The sequence below is a fragment of the Hwanghaeella sp. 1Z406 genome (assembly GCF_048892425.1).
Lineage (GTDB): Bacteria > Pseudomonadota > Alphaproteobacteria > UBA8366 > Aestuariispiraceae > Pacificispira.
The window spans coordinates 251,490-267,620 of record NZ_JBLZHU010000001.1; the positions used below are offsets into that span (position 1 = coordinate 251,490).

The 16,131-nt window shown below is 54.8% G+C and carries 18 protein-coding genes and 1 tRNA gene; 3 read left to right on the forward strand and 16 right to left on the reverse strand.

What is annotated here, in order from left to right:
- Nucleotides 1-12: 12 nt before the first annotated feature.
- Nucleotides 13-1,308 carry a GAF domain-containing sensor histidine kinase gene (locus ACOSDR_RS01155; protein ID WP_420722993.1) on the reverse strand — a complete coding sequence of 432 codons (1,296 nt, stop codon included), beginning with the start codon at nucleotides 1,306-1,308 and terminating at the stop codon, nucleotides 13-15.
- Nucleotides 1,309-1,551: 243 nt separating this feature from the next.
- Between ACOSDR_RS01155 and ACOSDR_RS01160 the strand changes: the two genes are divergently transcribed.
- A complete protein-coding gene (locus ACOSDR_RS01160) occupies nucleotides 1,552-2,196 on the forward strand; it encodes a glutathione S-transferase family protein (protein ID WP_420730150.1) in 645 nt (214 codons plus the stop codon).
- Here ACOSDR_RS01160 and ACOSDR_RS01165 read toward each other — a convergent pair.
- From ACOSDR_RS01165 to ACOSDR_RS01185, 5 genes are all read right to left on the reverse strand, one after another.
- On the reverse strand, nucleotides 2,180-2,590 hold the full coding sequence (locus ACOSDR_RS01165) for a gamma-butyrobetaine hydroxylase-like domain-containing protein (RefSeq protein WP_420722995.1): 411 nt from the start codon (nucleotides 2,588-2,590) through the stop codon (nucleotides 2,180-2,182). The genes ACOSDR_RS01160 and ACOSDR_RS01165 overlap by 17 nt on opposite strands.
- Nucleotides 2,587-2,814: a Trm112 family protein gene (locus ACOSDR_RS01170; protein WP_420722996.1), complete on the reverse strand. Its 228-nt coding sequence runs from the start codon at nucleotides 2,812-2,814 to the stop codon at nucleotides 2,587-2,589. The genes ACOSDR_RS01165 and ACOSDR_RS01170 overlap by 4 nt, the downstream gene beginning before the upstream one ends.
- A gap of 50 nt (nucleotides 2,815-2,864) precedes the next feature.
- On the reverse strand, nucleotides 2,865-3,530 hold the full coding sequence (locus ACOSDR_RS01175; RefSeq protein WP_420722997.1) for an LON peptidase substrate-binding domain-containing protein: 666 nt from the start codon (nucleotides 3,528-3,530) through the stop codon (nucleotides 2,865-2,867).
- Nucleotides 3,531-3,648: 118 nt separating this feature from the next.
- Nucleotides 3,649-4,572 (reverse strand): tetratricopeptide repeat protein, encoded by a 924-nt coding sequence (locus ACOSDR_RS01180; protein WP_420722998.1) that lies wholly within the window; start codon nucleotides 4,570-4,572, stop codon nucleotides 3,649-3,651.
- A 92-nt stretch (nucleotides 4,573-4,664) separates the two neighbouring features.
- On the reverse strand, nucleotides 4,665-5,180 hold the full coding sequence (locus ACOSDR_RS01185) for a prolyl-tRNA synthetase associated domain-containing protein (protein WP_420722999.1): 516 nt from the start codon (nucleotides 5,178-5,180) through the stop codon (nucleotides 4,665-4,667).
- 206 nt (nucleotides 5,181-5,386) lie between these two features.
- On the opposite strand from ACOSDR_RS01185, the gene ACOSDR_RS01190 reads away from it, so the two are divergent.
- Nucleotides 5,387-5,461: transfer RNA gene (locus ACOSDR_RS01190), tRNA-Gly, on the forward strand.
- Between the two features lie 361 nt (nucleotides 5,462-5,822).
- Nucleotides 5,823-6,392 carry a hypothetical protein gene (locus ACOSDR_RS01195; RefSeq protein WP_420730151.1) on the forward strand — a complete coding sequence of 190 codons (570 nt, stop codon included), beginning with the start codon at nucleotides 5,823-5,825 and terminating at the stop codon, nucleotides 6,390-6,392.
- A gap of 197 nt (nucleotides 6,393-6,589) precedes the next feature.
- Here ACOSDR_RS01195 and ACOSDR_RS01200 read toward each other — a convergent pair whose 3' ends face one another.
- The 10 genes from ACOSDR_RS01200 to ACOSDR_RS01245 all read right to left on the reverse strand — a co-directional run bounded on the left by ACOSDR_RS01200 (nucleotide 6,590) and on the right by ACOSDR_RS01245 (nucleotide 16,123).
- Nucleotides 6,590-7,303: an ABC transporter ATP-binding protein gene (locus tag ACOSDR_RS01200; RefSeq protein WP_420730152.1), complete on the reverse strand. Its 714-nt coding sequence runs from the start codon at nucleotides 7,301-7,303 to the stop codon at nucleotides 6,590-6,592.
- Nucleotides 7,300-8,046 carry an ABC transporter ATP-binding protein gene (locus ACOSDR_RS01205; protein ID WP_420730153.1) on the reverse strand — a complete coding sequence of 249 codons (747 nt, stop codon included), beginning with the start codon at nucleotides 8,044-8,046 and terminating at the stop codon, nucleotides 7,300-7,302. Before ACOSDR_RS01205 ends, ACOSDR_RS01200 begins: the two co-directional genes overlap by 4 nt.
- Nucleotides 8,043-8,984 carry a branched-chain amino acid ABC transporter permease gene (locus ACOSDR_RS01210; protein WP_420730154.1) on the reverse strand — a complete coding sequence of 314 codons (942 nt, stop codon included), beginning with the start codon at nucleotides 8,982-8,984 and terminating at the stop codon, nucleotides 8,043-8,045. The genes ACOSDR_RS01205 and ACOSDR_RS01210 overlap by 4 nt, the downstream gene beginning before the upstream one ends.
- On the reverse strand, nucleotides 8,981-9,868 hold the full coding sequence (locus ACOSDR_RS01215; RefSeq protein WP_420723003.1) for a branched-chain amino acid ABC transporter permease: 888 nt from the start codon (nucleotides 9,866-9,868) through the stop codon (nucleotides 8,981-8,983). Before ACOSDR_RS01215 ends, ACOSDR_RS01210 begins: the two co-directional genes overlap by 4 nt.
- 74 nt (nucleotides 9,869-9,942) lie before the next feature.
- On the reverse strand, nucleotides 9,943-11,109 hold the full coding sequence (locus ACOSDR_RS01220; RefSeq protein ID WP_420730155.1) for an amino acid ABC transporter substrate-binding protein: 1,167 nt from the start codon (nucleotides 11,107-11,109) through the stop codon (nucleotides 9,943-9,945).
- A gap of 69 nt (nucleotides 11,110-11,178) precedes the next feature.
- Nucleotides 11,179-12,009, reverse strand: coding sequence for an alpha/beta hydrolase (locus ACOSDR_RS01225; protein ID WP_420730157.1), 831 nt, complete (start codon nucleotides 12,007-12,009; stop codon nucleotides 11,179-11,181).
- Nucleotides 11,999-14,320 (reverse strand): xanthine dehydrogenase family protein molybdopterin-binding subunit, encoded by a 2,322-nt coding sequence (locus ACOSDR_RS01230; RefSeq protein ID WP_420723006.1) that lies wholly within the window; start codon nucleotides 14,318-14,320, stop codon nucleotides 11,999-12,001. The genes ACOSDR_RS01225 and ACOSDR_RS01230 overlap by 11 nt, the downstream gene beginning before the upstream one ends.
- Nucleotides 14,317-14,787, reverse strand: coding sequence for a (2Fe-2S)-binding protein (locus ACOSDR_RS01235; protein ID WP_420730158.1), 471 nt, complete (start codon nucleotides 14,785-14,787; stop codon nucleotides 14,317-14,319). The genes ACOSDR_RS01230 and ACOSDR_RS01235 overlap by 4 nt, the downstream gene beginning before the upstream one ends.
- Nucleotides 14,784-15,656, reverse strand: coding sequence for an FAD binding domain-containing protein (locus tag ACOSDR_RS01240; protein ID WP_420730159.1), 873 nt, complete (start codon nucleotides 15,654-15,656; stop codon nucleotides 14,784-14,786). Before ACOSDR_RS01240 ends, ACOSDR_RS01235 begins: the two co-directional genes overlap by 4 nt.
- A 5-nt stretch (nucleotides 15,657-15,661) precedes the next feature.
- Complete coding sequence (locus ACOSDR_RS01245; RefSeq protein ID WP_420730160.1) at nucleotides 15,662-16,123, reverse strand: CoxG family protein; 462 nt, start codon at nucleotides 16,121-16,123, stop codon at nucleotides 15,662-15,664.
- Nucleotides 16,124-16,131 lie beyond the last annotated feature (8 nt).

The window sequence follows — 16,131 nt, forward strand, 5'->3', positions numbered from 1 at the left end:
GTCTGACCTTGTCTAACTCGCTTGGCGTCTTTCGCTGGCACCGGGGGCCTGATTTTTCTTGGTGAAAAAGACCTTTGTTTGGACCAGATTGTTGTTCTCATTTTCGATGAAGAACTTCGCGCCCAGCAGGTTGCAGAGCTTCTGCACCAAAGGTAAGCCGAGCCCGATCCCGTCTTTTTTTCTCGAATAGACATCGCCGATATCCCCAATTTCTTGGATATCGGACTCTGGTTCCAGCTCTCGTTCTATTCTTCCAGGATTTCTGGTTGTCAAAACGGTTTGGCCCAGGCTGTCGGTTGCCGCATAGGCGTAAATTTTACTGTTGTTCGGGGAAAACTTGATGCAGTTCGCAAAAAGCTCCAAGATAATTTGCTGCGTTATCGTCTGGTCTGATTTGATGTAAATCGGGTCCGACGGCAGGGTTAAGCATAGTTCAATTTTCTTGTGCAGTTGTTCGCTGCGTAAAATCTCTGCACAGTCTTTCACCAATTCCACCAGATCAAATCTGGTTTTCTCCAGTTCGAGGGACCCGGTTTGAACGAGTTTCAACACCCGATTTATAAGTTCCAACTGGCGATGCCCAGATCTGGATATCTCTTTCGCATAGGATGTGTATGCAGAATTCTCGATGGGTCCCAACAGCTCGTTGTGAATGACATCGGCAAATCCAATGACGGCATTCAAGGGGGTGCGCAACTCGTGGCTCATAAGGGCTAAGAATTGCTTCTTTGCCAGGGTACCAGCCTTGGTCAAGCGTTTGGAACTTTGCAAAGCTTCTGCTGCGGTTTTTGAATTCGAACGGGTAATCGAAAATAACTTGATTTGATCCTGCACGATTTCTGTAAAATTTTTCAATGCGGCCTGATCTTCTTCGGAAAAGTTGTCGCGTGGCTTGTCATCAATGATACAGAAGCTGCCAATAGCCGCATTTTCAAAGAAAATCGGGAAACCAGCATAAAATCGAATGTGTGGTGGTCCGGTCACAAGATCATTGTCATAGAAGCGGGAGTCCTCCGTCGCATCCAATACCAACAAAGGGCGCCTTTTTGCCACACTATGGGTGCAAAATGAGGCATCCCGGGGCATTTCCGTGACATTCACGCCACAGGCTGATTTCAGCCATTGACGGTCTTTATCGACGAGCGATACGAGCGCCATTTTCGTGGAGAAATACTTGCTGGCCAGTATGACGAGTCTGTCAAATTCTGTCTGCTTCTCAGTATCGAGAATGTTCAATTCATGAAGAACCTGGAGGCGATAGTCCTCATCGAATGGGATAGGATAATTCAGGGCGTTCACATTTTCCATTTTTCATGCGTCTCATACAGAGTTTCAGGTTCCCACCCTCTGATGATGCATCATCGCGCTATTTACTATAGGATTTTGATTAACAAAAGCTTTATGAGTCGCTTGAATCTTTTGTCGGTTATGCAATTTTTTGTTGGTACAGTTGATGTTTCGTGTGCCGTTAACTGCTAACGGTTGTGATGGTATAAGGTGTTGTTTGAGTTCAACATTTTTTGGGGTTTTTAGATTGAACGGACAGACAGGATGATTCTTTCCCTGATTGGTTATCGTTACAGTGTTTACTCTTGGATTGCCAAGCTAGCCTTGGTGGAAAAAGGGATTGTGTATGAGTGGGTTGAAACAGATCCCTTTGCGGCAGACCTGCCAGATCAATTCCTGACGCTAAGTCCGTTCAAGCGTGTGCCTGTGCTGCAGCATGCAGATTTCAGCCTGTATGAGACTGTCGCCATCACCCGTTATGTGGATGAGGCATTCGCTGGCCCCGACCTGCAACCGTCCACCCCCGTTGATCGCGCCAGGCAGTCTCAGATCCTCTCAATCATTGACAGCTATGCCTATTGGCCTTTTGTGCGTCAGGTCTTTGCACAGGGGTTTTTTGCGCCACAGTTCGGGGAAAGGGTGGATCCGGACGCCCTGGCGGCGGGGCTTAAGACTGCCCCTGCCATTCTGCATGTTATCGCCGCATTGAAGAGGGATGGCCCCTGGATGCTGGGATCCGCGATAACCCTGGCAGATATCCATTTATATCCAATGCTGGCTTATCTGGCGATGGTACCCGAAGGGGCGGAAATGATCCGCCAATATCCCGGCTTGGAACACTGGCGTCAGGATATGGCGGCGCGACCGGCGGTTATGGAGACGGTTCCCCTGTTCACGGATCCCGACTGAGGCCTTTTGAATCCAGGGCGTTCAGATAGGACTGCCAGCGTTCATCGTATTCGACGCCCAGTTCATACAGATATTGCCAGCTATAGAGGCCCGTATCGTGCATGTCATCAAACAGGATGCGCATGGCATAGTTGCCGACGGGCTCAAGCTTCATGATGCCGACATGGCGGCGACCGGGGACCAGTTGCTTCTGGCTGGCAGAATGGCCCTGCACCTCGGCAGAGGGGCTTTCGACCCGCAGATATTCTGCGGGATAGGAAAACCGCACCCCATCGTCGAATTGTACTTCCAGTCGCTTTTCCGCCTTGATGTGTTTGACCTCTGTCGGCCAGGCCTTGGTGGAAAAGCGATCCTGTGCAGTTGCGTCGGACCCATTATCGGAACCGGCGGTCATTTAGCCTTAATCTCCCGCGCTTCTTCGGGCAGCATGATCGGGATGCCGTCGCGGATTGGATAGGCAAGCCCCGCCGTATCGCTGATCAACTCTTGCGCGGCGGCGTCATAGCGCAGGGTGCCGCGGGTGACGGGACAGACCAGAAACTCCAACAGGTTCCTGTCAATGCCGGGCGTTTTAGCCTGGGGTCCCCCAGGAACATCCTTGTTCGTATCGCCAGCCATCGCGTCCATTTCCTCTTATTGCGGCATCGCTGCCGTTCCCATGCATCAGACTATTGCTTAGATTTCTCGCTGCCATCCCCGCCTGTGTCAAGCACGGCCATCTCGACCAGCGTGGTCAGGACCCTGGCGCGGTCGGCCAGGCTGGTCGCCTCCAACAGGGCCTGTTTTTCCGGGGGCGCAAAAGGGCAGATCATCGCCAGAGAATTTATCAAACGCTCATTAGGGGTTCCGCATAAGGCATCCCAGCTGGCCTGAATGCCCTGGGCGGTGAAATAGGCCTTCAGGCTTTTAAACAAGGCGTCACGATCAACGCCGTCCCCCGCATCTTCCTGAAGATCGGCTTCAAAGTCCTGCCAATCTGCCATCACACGCCGATAACCGCGTGTGGTCGCCAGTTCTTCAGATATCCGGAAACGACTGAGACCTTTCAGGGAGATCAGGATGCGCCCATCGTCTGTTTCTTCAAATGCCGTAATCCGCCCGGCACAGCATATCGGATATACCGGGGGATCGCATTTAACTGCGGCAGATTTCTGGCAGGGTTGCGCCATCGCGATCAACCGATCCCCAGCTAGCGCATCCTTGACCATGTTCAGATAGCGAGGTTCAAAGATATTCAGTGGCAGCATACCGCGCGGCAGCAACAAAACCCCGGTTAGGGGAAAAATCGGCACACTGGCTGGCAGATCTTCGAAACTAACATCAAAATGGCTCATACTTGACCACACATCGTTTCAGTCACCTCGCATACTGGCCCGCGCTCAGGACTGGTCTCTGCCGCCCTGTTTCGGCCTTCAGGCGCTGGTGTCTGTCGTTGTCAGCTATACAATGGTGTCAGCTGAACAATAATGACGACAGGCGACGGCGTCCAGATTGCACGACAGGGTCCATCGGTCCCAGCGCCTCAAATACTTTCAGTAACTGTAGGCGGGCCGCGCCATCATTCCAGTCCTTGTTGACCTGAATAATGTGTAAAAGGTTATCAACGGCCTCTTCTGACTGTCCAACGGCTGCTTGTGCCTCCGCCAGATCCAGTCTTGCCTGATGATCCTTCGGGTCTGCGGCCAGTTTGGCCTCCAGGTCTGCCAACTGGCTATGGGCCTCTGCTGCCTTATCTGCCAATTCCAAGGCAGCATGCGCTGACAGGACGTCCGGGTCTTGAGATTTTGCGACAGGGATTTCCGCCAGAATGGCCTTGGCGGCCTCGACCTCTCCCAATTTGATATAGGCCTGTGCCAACTTGGCCGCGACTTTGAAATTTTCCGGGTCGTGTTCCAGAACCTGTCCGAAGATGCCAGCAGCCATGGCGAAATCGCCGGCTTCAATGGCTGCATCCGCTTGTTCCAGTGCGGCCTCAATCGGATCCTGGCTGTCATCATTGCCTGCTGCCTTTAACAGGCGGGCAATGAAATCGCGGATAGCGCTTTCTGGCTGTGCACCGGCAAAGCCATCCACCGGACGCCCACCGACGAATCCAAATACGGCAGGGATGGATTGAACCTGCAATTGCTGGGCAATCATGGGGCTCTCATCAATATTGATTTTAACCAGCCTGACCTTGCCACCAGCGGCCGTGACCGCCTTTTCCAGGGCTGGGCCCAATTGCTTGCACGGGCCGCACCAGGGGGCCCAGAAATCGACTATAACCGGGGTCGTCTGGCTGGGCTCCATCACGTCCTGGCGAAAGGTCGCATCGCTGCCATCAATGATCGCAGCAGCGCCCGCTTGGGCATCAGCTTGTCCAATTAAGGGTTCCATAGACGCATCACTCCAATTGTCTCGTTGTAGCTCGGCGGCTCGCCGTATTGATGTCCCATCACTTAGGCGTTCCGCCCGTCTCCCTCAAGTCCTTAGCTGTCAGGAAACAGCGCCTGTCCAAAATCAATGCGCTCCGGCTGATACCCTTCTGCCTCCAGAAAACGCAGCAGATCACCGACCGCCACTGTGGTGGTCGCGGTGTTGCGCAGCGGGTGACAGTTCACGACGGGCTGGGCGAATATTCCCTCATCCAGGACGACAGTGACCTGGCGGTCTGTATCATTGATTACCGCCAGCGGCGTCACAGAGCCTGGAAGGACGCCCAGCACCTCCATCAATGTCTCCGGTGATCCGAAGCTCAGCGAATCCTTTGCCCCCAACCGCTTGCGCAGGGCCTTCAGGTCGACCTCCCGGTCTTCCAGCACGCTGCACAGGAACAGGCGCTTTTTGCGGTCGCGCAGGAACAGGTTCTTAATATGCGCACCGGTCAACCGCCCGCGCAGCTTTTGGCTTTCCTCAACGGTAAAGACGGCGGGATGTTCGATGGTCTCATGGGCGATTCCCAGGTCATCGAGTCGCGCAAAAAGGTCGTGATCCTGTTTCGGCATGGCAATTCTCTCTCCCGCTGTGCAAGTGTTGCGCTGTGCTAACCCATTCGGAAGGGTTAGAAAACCCGCAGAGAGCGGCGTGTTCCAAGATATGATAAATTTTTGACGAAATCGGGCTTGCCAGGAAAGGGACTAAGGGTATATACGACCGCTGCCTTAGAGATAAGGCGTGACCACCCCGCCAGTGACGGCGGACGGTCTTCGGAGCGGGCGTAGCTCAGGGGTAGAGCACAACCTTGCCAAGGTTGGGGTCGAGGGTTCGAATCCCTTCGCCCGCTCCAATTTTTCTCCCCAATTCTTATGATTTTATGCGTTCATTGACCTGCTGGGCCTATGCGCCGGTGGTCATACTTTCTAAGACTTTTATGTCGATAAAGATCAATCGACTCTCTGACACTAACATAATTTTAAGTGTCACTAAGCGACGACTGGTCGTTTTAATGAATTGTATGGTATTCATTTTAGCAAGTAACTGGGAGGTCAGAGACGTAGGACCGAGAAAATTGAGGAGTTATGGAAGCAACACTGACAACATAATTCAATTTTAGGCGTATTGTGAGAACAGCCAATGCTCACATTTCCGAAATCTAATCAGAATCCTAACGGAAATTTCTTCACTTATTATCGCGTCATAGGGACACAATGGCTCTAAAGCTGGTTCGTGGGTTCATAATGCCAAGTGCGCTCAAATATCTAATGCAATCCTTGCATCGCAAAAGCGCTTTGGAGTATCTAGTTCATGGTACCTCATTAGTCCATCGGGAAATCTTAGAACACTATAAAGAAGACCCATGTTTCGCTGAATTTGAGGTGTATAATAGGAATTCGATACTAGAAACACTGGTGCAAGGAGCATATGTGCGAGAGTTTCATTTGTGGGAAAAAGAGGCAAAGGAATACTTTTCAGATCAATTTTTTAATAATGGTTTATCATTTTCAGATATACGATGTCAGTTTGAGAAAAAGAAAAATGAGTCGATTGTCGATGTCGTTGTGAGGCAGTTAACCGCCTTTGATGTACAAAGTTTGGCAGACGAGTTGGTGGAGATAGATTCTATGCGTATTCAGGTTAACAAAGCCAAACATGACCCAGGAGTATTGCTAGATCATTTTGTCTCTATTGACCAATTCTGGGATAAACATGCTGCGATTGGAAGATTCTGGTCGAAACTGGTTGATGAGGAAGATTTTTGTAGGTCGTTTTCTGTATAGCCGTCGATTCTATATTTTACTTTGATATGAAGTACCGAAAATAGCCGATTAAACTTTGAGTCAGACGTATGCGGGTATGATTGTATTGTCGTTTCTATGAATTTAGCCGCCGAACGTGTTACTTCAGTAAATGCCTATCTCGCTTTATAACCATACCTAAAATGCTACAATTTTATGCGGTTGGTCGGCTTTTCGGCCTAAGCACCCAGATACGCATCCTTGATGCGTTGGTCGTTTTGCAGGTCGGCGCTTAGGCCTTCTGCGCCGATGGTGCCGTTTTCCAGGACATAAACATAGTCGGCGATGGCCAGTGTCTTGTGGACGTCCTGTTCGGCCAGGATGACGCTGAGGCCCAGTTTGACCAGGCTGGGGATGATCTGGAAGATCTGTTTGGCGATTCCAGGGGCCAGGCCCAATGTGGGCTCGTCCAGCAGCAGCAGTTTTGGATTGGCCATTAGGCCCCGGCCCAGGGCGAGCATCTGCTGTTCGCCGCCAGACAGGGTGCCGCCCAACTGGCTGCGGCGTTCTTTCAGGCGGGGGAAGAAGTCGAAGACGGTTTCCAGCGTATTGTCCCGGTCCGCCCTGGCGCGGGGATTGACCGCGCCGATGGTCAGATTCTCGAAAACCGTCATGTCAGAGAAGATCAATCGGCCTTCCGGCACCAGGACGACGCCACGGGCCACCAGATCGTGGCTGGCCAGGGTGCTGATATCCTGACCCTCAAAGGTGATCTGTCCGCCTGTGTGGGGCAGCAGACCGGCGAGGCGGCGCATCAGGGTGCTCTTGCCCGCCCCGTTGGAGCCGATGACCGCTGTGACCCCTTGAGACCTGGCCGTCAGGGAGACACCCTTCAGGACCTGCACCTCGCCATAGCCAGCTGTCAGATCGGTGACCAGAAGGGATGGGGTCATACCGGTGCCTCCAGGGGTTCCGCAATACCGAAATAGGCTTCCTGGACCGCCGCATTATCCGCAATCTGCTGTGGTGTGCCTTGGGCGATCTTTTCCCCATGATGCAGAACCGTGATGGTATCTGACATATCGGTCAGGGCGCTCATCACATGTTCGATGATCAGGATGGTCAGGCCGTGGCCGTCCTTGACCCGGCGCAGGCTGGCGATCATGTCGGTGACTTCCACCGGCGTCAGACCCGCCATGACCTCGTCCAGCATCAACAGGCGCGGTTCTGTGCCCAGGGCGCGGGCAACCTCCAACCGTTTACGCCCGGACAGAGTCAGAGATCCGGCCGGTTGGTCCGATACGGCGTCCAGGCCGATATCGGCCAGGATGTCCTGGGCCAGGGCAGCGGCTTCAGACACTTTTGGGGGCGCCTGGCGGCCATATAAAATGGCGATTTCAACATTTTCGCGCACGGTCAGACCGGCAAAGGGGCGCACGATCTGAAAGGTTCGGGAAATCCCCCGCTTACAGACCTGATCCGGGCGCAGTCCACTGATCGTCTGGCCCGCGAACAGGATGGCGCCAGACGACGCCCGCTGATTGCCGGCGATGATGCTGAACAAGGTTGTCTTGCCGGCCCCATTCGCGCCCATCAGGCCATGGACGCTGCCTTCCGCCACATCCAGGGTGATTTGGTTCAAGGCCTGCAACCCGCCGAAATTCTTGCTGAGTGATTTGATCGACAGCAGGCTCATGACACAGCGCCCTTTTGCTGTTTGCGCCGCTTGATCAAGCCGATCAGACCGTTGGGCGCGAACAGGACAAAGCCGATCAGGAACAGGCCCAGCAGGATGAAATAAAGCTGTGGCGCGGTGCTCCACAGGAGTTCCGCCAGTCCCAGCATGAACAGCGCCCCCAGGATCGGACCGCGCGCATCACCCGCCCCGCCTATGATCGCCATGGTCACAATGGAGAAGGAGATGGTTGGATTGAAGACCTGCAGCACATCGAAATAGGTGGATCGCATCGCCATCAATCCACCGATCATGCCGGGAATGACGGCCGATGCCGCAAAGGCCAGCACTTTCAGTCGGGTGACGGGGACGCCAATGGTTTCTGCCGCCGTCTCATCTTCACGCACCGCCGCCAGTCCCTTCCCAAAGCGGGAACGGCCGACGAAATAGGTGATCAATGTTGCGATGACGGCCAGGGCTGCGACCCAGTATAACAGGATTTCGGTCTTCGGGGCCCCGAACAGCAGGCGGCTGGATTTGCCGAAGGTGGTTTCTGTGTACAGCAGGATATATTTTACGAGTTCCGCCAGGCCGAATGTCAGGATCACGAAATAGGGGCCGCGCACCCGCAGGACAGGGATGGCGACAATCAGGGCAAACAACCCGGCGGCCAATCCGCCCAGAGGGATGGAAAGCCACAGGGGGATCATCTTAAAGGTGATTGCCACCAGATAGGCCCCGATGCCATAGGCGACCACATGACCCAGAGAGATATAGCCGGTCATGCCGCTGAACAGGCTCCAGCTTTGCGTCAACGCGATCCACATGAACAGGTTCAGGGCAACGACTGTCCAATAGGACCCCATCGTGACCCCCAGGCCGACAATCAGGGCGGCGCCGATCAGCGTGGCGCTTACAGCAGGAAGCGAGCTGTTGGTCCTGATAAAGGGAATGGTCATGACTGGCGGGCTTTCCCCAAAAGGCCTTGGGGGCGCAGGATCAAGACAGCCACGAAGATCCCGTATAAAAGGATCGATCGCATATTGGCAGAGGTCAGGGCAACGGCATAAATCTCAATAAAGGCCAGCAGGAACCCTGCAATAATGCCGCCAAACACATTGCCCAGCCCCCCCATGATGATCACCACAAAACTGGCAATGGTGAAAGGGAAGCCCATGAAGGGGGAGATCTGTTCGGCCATGCTGACCAGGCCACCAGCGATGCCAGCCACGCCAAAGCCAAGCGCGATGCTGGTTAACTGAACGCGTTCTACATTGATGCCGACAATGCGTGCGGCGTCCCGGTTCTGGATCAGGGCCTTGATCGACATGCCAAACATGGTGCGGTTCAGAACCAGAATGATGGCAACCAGACAGGTCAGAGAAATCGCCAGGGCCGCGATACGATTACCGGTCATGGCAACCTGTCCGAATTGATAGACATCGTCCAGATAGCGATAGGCCCGGGGGGTCGCGCTGAAGGCCAGCGCGATCACATTCTGGGTGACGACAGAAACACCAAAAAACAACAACAGGGAGTTTGCTTCAATTTGCGGGATCGGCTTGCCTGAGGATAATTGGCCGCGAAACAGCAGGTAATACAGGGCAATGCCCAGACCGGCGGTGATCGCCGCAATGACGGGCAGGCCCAACAGGGGGGACATGCCGGTCAGCGTGAAACACCAGAACGCACCATAGCCGCCAATCATCAGCAAATCGCCATGGGCAATGTTCAAAAGGCGCATCGTCCCATAGACCAGATTCAAGCCCAGGGCGATCAACGCATAAAGCCCGCCCAGAACAAGCGCGGCGAATAATAGTTGTCCTGAAAGAAGACTCTCCATCGAGGGGCTTTCTATGAAGCAACAGCACGACCCCAACGACACAAATGTGCCGTTGGGGATTTAACGCGCTGGTCTTAGCGTTTGATCAGATCGGCTGTAGCAATCGATTTCGGCCAGACAAGTTCCATATCGCCCTTCTGGATCTGCAGGAAGGCGCTGGGGGTGATGATGTTTTCCACGCCTTTGAACTTCACCGGACCATTGATGGTATCGAATGTGTCATTGGAAATGACTTCACGCAGTTTGTCGTGGTCCAGTCCTGCCTTCGCCACTGCCTGTTGCAGAATTTCACAGGACATGTAGGCCAGCGCGGAGTCCAAGTAATCTGGTGCACTGTTATATTTTGCAACATAGGCGTCGAAGAAAGGCTGTGCCCGTGGCCAGTCCTTTTGCTTAGGTGACCAATGGCCCAGAGTGATGATCCCGTCGGCAACCGGACCAAAAGCATCCTTATAGGCAGCAATCGTCGGGCCGATCAGCAGGAACTGATAGGGTGTGGTGATCCCCAATTCCTTTGCCTGACCGGTATACAGGAAAGCATCTGACGGATAGGTCAGGGCGATCACCGCATCGGCATTGGCAGATTTCATCTGCGTCAGCAGGGGGGTCATGTCCTTGATATCCGGCGGATAGCTTTCATTCATTTTGATTTCGATATTCGCCGCTTCCAGGGCCGGGACCAGGAATTGCAGGTTTTCCTGGCTGAAAGGCAGGACGTTGGCGATGATCGAAACGGATTTCACGCCATTTGCCGCCAGCATATCAACCAGCGCAGGGCCGATCCGGTCGGGCAGCACAGCGGTTGGGAACCAGATATTGCCGGGCTCAACTTCCCGGATGGCGACGGAGCCTGCAGTGTTGCCAACCATGGGGAAGCCATGCTGTTCCAAAACACCCGCGATATTCAGGTGATGGGGGGTGCCCCAGGGCGCCAGAAGCAGATCGACCTTGTCGTCGCTGATCAGGCGTTCGTAAATCTGTGCGGATTTGACCGGGTCGGATTCATCGTCATACCAGACCAGTTCAATTGGATGCTTCACCCCGGCGACATCCAACCCACCGGCAGCATTCACCTGTTCCGCCCACAGGTCATAGGCATTGACCTGTGACGGCGCAGCTTGTGAGAACAGTCCGGTTTTGGCGATGGAATAGCCAATTTTCAGTGTATCAGCAGCCTGTGCTGCGGTCGGCAGCGACAGCGCGGCTGCCAATGCCAGTCCCTGTGCAATCTTTTTTAACATTCCTTCTTCTCCCATTTTAAGCCATTTGGCTTAGATTTGCAGGCCTGCGGAATATCCGCCATGCACCTGTTACGTCCCCGAATTCATAAATTTAACCGCGGACTTGACCCATTGTCCGTCTTGTTCCCCGGCCGCATAACTTGCGCCCAGATGATCGCATTCATTTAGCGCCAAGGTTTCCACCGTGACGCCCAATTTTTCCAAATCCGTTGCGAACTTTTCAGATTGTTTGATCAGATGTGGAAAATCCTTCGTGCCGTACGACACATGAAAAGGGGGTGCATCCGCGCGCAAATGCGTTTGCGGGGAGGCATCCACCTCTGCATTATCGGCTGGATCGCCCAGAAATCTGGGGCGCATCGACAGGCCCGATTCCGGGCCGAACTGGAATGTGCCGGAAATCGGCAACGCCCCTTTGATGACTGTGGCGGGAAGGTCACGCTCGCCTTGCCAGTCGGTCTTCAGTGCCAGCAAGGCGGCCAGATGACCCCCGGCAGAATGACCACAAACATAAATCCGGTCCGGATCGCCACCCCATTTTGCAATGGACTTGTACATCCACGCGACAGCATCCGCGCAATCATCGAAACACGCGGGATAGACATGTTGTGGGGCCAGGCGATAGCCAATGGAAACCACCGTAACACCCCGTGCGTTAAGCCCCGGTGCCATCAGGGCCATCCATTCCTTATAGCCATTGGTCCATCCGCCACCATGCATCAGGCCGATAACCACGCCTGAGGGCTGGTCCGCCGGATAGACAACAACGGACTGATAGGGGTTTTCACCAATGATGAAGTTTTCGCCCTCGATATCAGCGATACGGGATGCGATTTCCTTTTGATGGCGCGAGCCCAATTCGCTGAACGGCTCCTGCGGTGGATAGTCTTCAGGTCGCATCTTCGATTTCCAACATCTTGTTCAGAACTTTTTCCGGTTTCATGGGCAGGCTGTGCACATGGCCGCCAATGGCATCGGCAATGGCATTGGCAATGGCGGCGGGGACAGGGACAAGTCCTATTTCACCCGCCCCTTTGGCACCGAATGGCCCGTCCGGTTCGGCAGCCTCTACAATGATCGAATGAATGTCATAGGGCGTATCCAGGGCGGTCGGCACCTTGTAGTCCAGCAATGTGGGATTGGCCAATTTGGCACCATCCCAGACCATTTCTTCGGTCAGGGCAAAGCCCATGCCCTGGACGAAACCACCCACGATCTGGCCTTCGACAGAAGACGGATTGATTGCCCTGCCAACATCGACTGCAGACCAGGCTTCCACCACTTCTGTCTTGCCGCTGGCCTCGTCGGTCAGGGTATCAACGATCAGACAGCCAAAGCTGAAAACACCGACCTGAGGGAAGGGAATGCCGCTGCACACAGCCCGCTTGGGATCGACAGTCGGCTGGTTGAAGACCCAGGTGTGATGACCGACAATCGGTCCACCCGCCGCCCAATGGGCACGCAGGGATATCTGGTGGAAGGAGACTTCCTTGTCTGACCCGGACACTCCGACAATGCCGCCGGGCCGCAGTTCCAGGTCCATTTCTGAACATTCCAGCATCTGTGCGGCATGTTCCTTCAATTGTTTTTCAACTTCCGCCGCAGCGCCGACAACCGCGCGACCGGTGGTATAGGTGACACGACTGGCTGTGGTGCCCCAGTTATAAGGGGAACCATCCGTATCCGGGCTGGCCAGGCTGACCTTTTCCAGCGGGATTTTCAGGGCTTCGGCACACATCTGGCTCAGCACGGTATCGGACCCTTGACCGATATCCACTGCCCCTGTGTTCAGCGCGACACTGCCGTCTTCAAACACGCGGATGATCGCCCCCGTGCCCAGCAGGCCGGAGATATGGGCGGCCAGGGCTACACCGGTGCCACGACGCTTGCCCTTGGGCGCGGTGCGGGATTTGCGGTTGTCCCAATCAGAGGCCGCACGGGCTTTATCCACGCATTCCTGCAGCCCGTTGGAGGCCACTTTACCGCCACCGAACCAAGGATCGCCTGGCTGAATCAGGTTCTTCTGGCGCAGATCCAGCGGGTCCATACCCAGCTTTTCTGCGATCTGATCCAATTGAGTTTCCCCTGCAAAGGCGACCTGTGGATTGCCAAAACCACGGAAAGCACCAAACCGCAGCTTGTTGGTATAAACCAGCTTGCCATGCGCCTTGGAATTGGGAATGCGATAGGGGCCAAGGCACATCAACAGACTGTAGCCCAGCACGCCCGGACTATCGTCACCAAAGGCACCACAATCCAGCAACACTTCTACTTCGCGCGCAACAATGGTCCCGTCCTTTTTCACGCCGGTCTTGCAGCGCACCTTGAAGGGATGGCGGGCGCGCACGCATTCAAAATCTTCCTCTCGGTTCAGGATCATTTTCACGGGGCGTTTCGTCGCCTGGCACATTTGTACGACCAGCGGCTGGATGTGGGGCTCCATCTTGTTGCCAAAGCCACCGCCAACACGCGGTGTCAGACAGCGCAGCTTGCCCATGGGCATTTTCAGGCTTTCACAGACATTCGCCTGTACCCGGAAGACGGATTGATTGGCCGACCACAGGGTCACACGTCCCTGTTTGTCGATATCCGCCAGCGCGCCGCAGGGTTCGATTGCCAGATGCGCCTGCGGGGCTGTGTCATAGGTGCCTTCAACGATCAGATCCGCTTGCGCAAAGCCTGCTTCCAGATCTCCTTCGTTTAACTCTGTATAGGATGCCATGTTGCCGGAACTGATCGCCGGAAAGACCTTGATATAATCGTCCAACTCTTCATGAATGATGGCAGCACCCTCTGCCAGGCCTTCTTCGGGCGACAGGATGGCAGGCAGTTCTTCATATTTTACAATGACGCGTTTTGCAGCTTCGCGGGCAATGGCCTCGGTCTCGGCGGCAACGACGGCGACAGGTTCCCCAAAGTAGCGGATTTTATCTTTGGCGATGGCGTGCTCATCCTTGATGAACGCCCCCATGCGCCCATCGGGGAAATCCTCCCCGGTCAGGATGCAGACAACGCCTGGCACTGACAGCGCATCTTCTAGGTCATAGCCCAGGATTTTCGCATGGGCGACGGTGCTTTGCGTGATCGCCGCATGCAGCATGTTCGGGCGCGACAGATCAGCGATGTATTCCGCCGCACCGGTTACCTTTTCCATGATTTCCAGACGATGGGGGCTGCTGCCGACGCCGTTAAAATCCAGACCGTCCATCATGCACCTCCCCGGGACGCCGCCAGAGCGACAGCATCGACAATTTTACGATAACCAGAGCAGCGGCAGATGTTTCCAGACAGCGCCGTGCGGATATCATCAATCGATGGGTTGTTGTTGCGCTGCAGGAATTCATGGGCGGTCAGGATCATTCCCGACGTGCAGAAGCCACATTGGACGGCATCAGAATCGATAATGGCCTGTTGGATTGGTTTTAATTCGCCGCCTTCGGGCAATCCTTCGATGGTGGTGATTGATTGGCCTTCGGTATTGACCGCAAGGGTCAGGCAGGCGCGCACAGGGGTGCCATCCACCAGAACAGTACACGCGCCGCAGACGCCCTGGTTACAGCCACGTTTGCTGCCGGTCAGCGCCAGGGTGTCGCGCAGCACGGTCAGCAGGGTGGTCGTCGCCCCACAGGACACTTCATTTTCTTTTCCATTTACGGTCAGGGTGACGGGGTGGCTCATTGCGCGGGCTCCCGGATATCAACAAGATTATTAAAAGTGCGCTGTAACAGGCGCGGAACAACTTTCAGCCGGTATTCTGCGCTACCGCGAACATCATCAACCGGATCCAATTCCGCGACCAACAATTCCGCAGCGGCGGTGATTGCGTCGGTTTCCAGTTCGGTGCCGATCAGGGTGTCTTCAGCGGCTGCAACCCGAACCGGGCCACCGCCACATCCCCCAACGGCAAGGCGCAGGCTGGAGACGGTGTTGTTGTCATCGAAATCAATCGTCACTGCGACGGATGCCAGGGCAAAGTCACCGGCCACACGGCACAGCTTTTCATAGTGACCGATCGAGCTTGCAGGCATCGGGGGCAGGATGACGGCGGTGACGATTTCGCCGGGTTCCAGGGCGGTTTCGTACCAGCCCAGAAAGAATTCCTCCGCCGGGATACAGCGGCGTCCTTCCGGTCCGGCAATTTCAATTTCCGCATTTGCGGCGACCAGGGATGGCGGATAATCCGCCGCCGGGTCGGCAAAGGAAATGGATCCACCAATTGTGCCCATATTGCGCACGGGTGGGTTGGCGATTTGGGATGCCGCACAGGATACGACCTGATGCGCCGCCTTCAGGTCACTTTCAAAGGCGGTCTGGCGATGGCGGCGCATGGCGCCAATGCGAACCGACCCATCGGGTTGATGCGTGCATTGTGTCAGTTCTTCAATAGCAGAAAGGCTGACCAACCGTGATGGTTGAACCAGCCTTGCATTCATCAGTGCGACCAATGTGGCGCCCCCTGAAATAGGGCGGGCATCTTCGCCAGCTTCCCTTAACAAGGCTATGGCGTCTTCTACGGTCTTTGGCTTATGAAAATCTTGTTTCGTCATAGACGTCAGCACACTTCTTCCTGTTTTTCAGCCATGGCACGGAAGGAGTCTTCAAATTTCGCGGCCAATTTTGTGGCGATTTTTTTCATCATGCCGGACCCATATCGACCCAATCTGCCACTGATCTCAACGGTTGAAGAATAGTGGATTTCTGTTCCCCCCTCCGGCGTGTCGGTCAGGCGCATATCGCTGATGGCCTGTACGACGCTGGCGCGGGACCCTTCCTCACCTTTTGACTCGGTCCGGACATATTCCATTATTGTTTCTTCAATTACCTTAATGGTCATGCTGAACCGTGCCTTAATAGGCCCCACCGATACAACGACCGCTGCCTTGTAGGTGTCCGGGCCGGTTTCCTCGATGGATTCGCAGCCCGGTACACAGGTGATCATCTGCTCTGGGTCACGGATCAGAGTCCAGACCCTGGATCGCGGCGCATTGACGGTAAAAGATTGTTCAATCTGCATTATCTGAT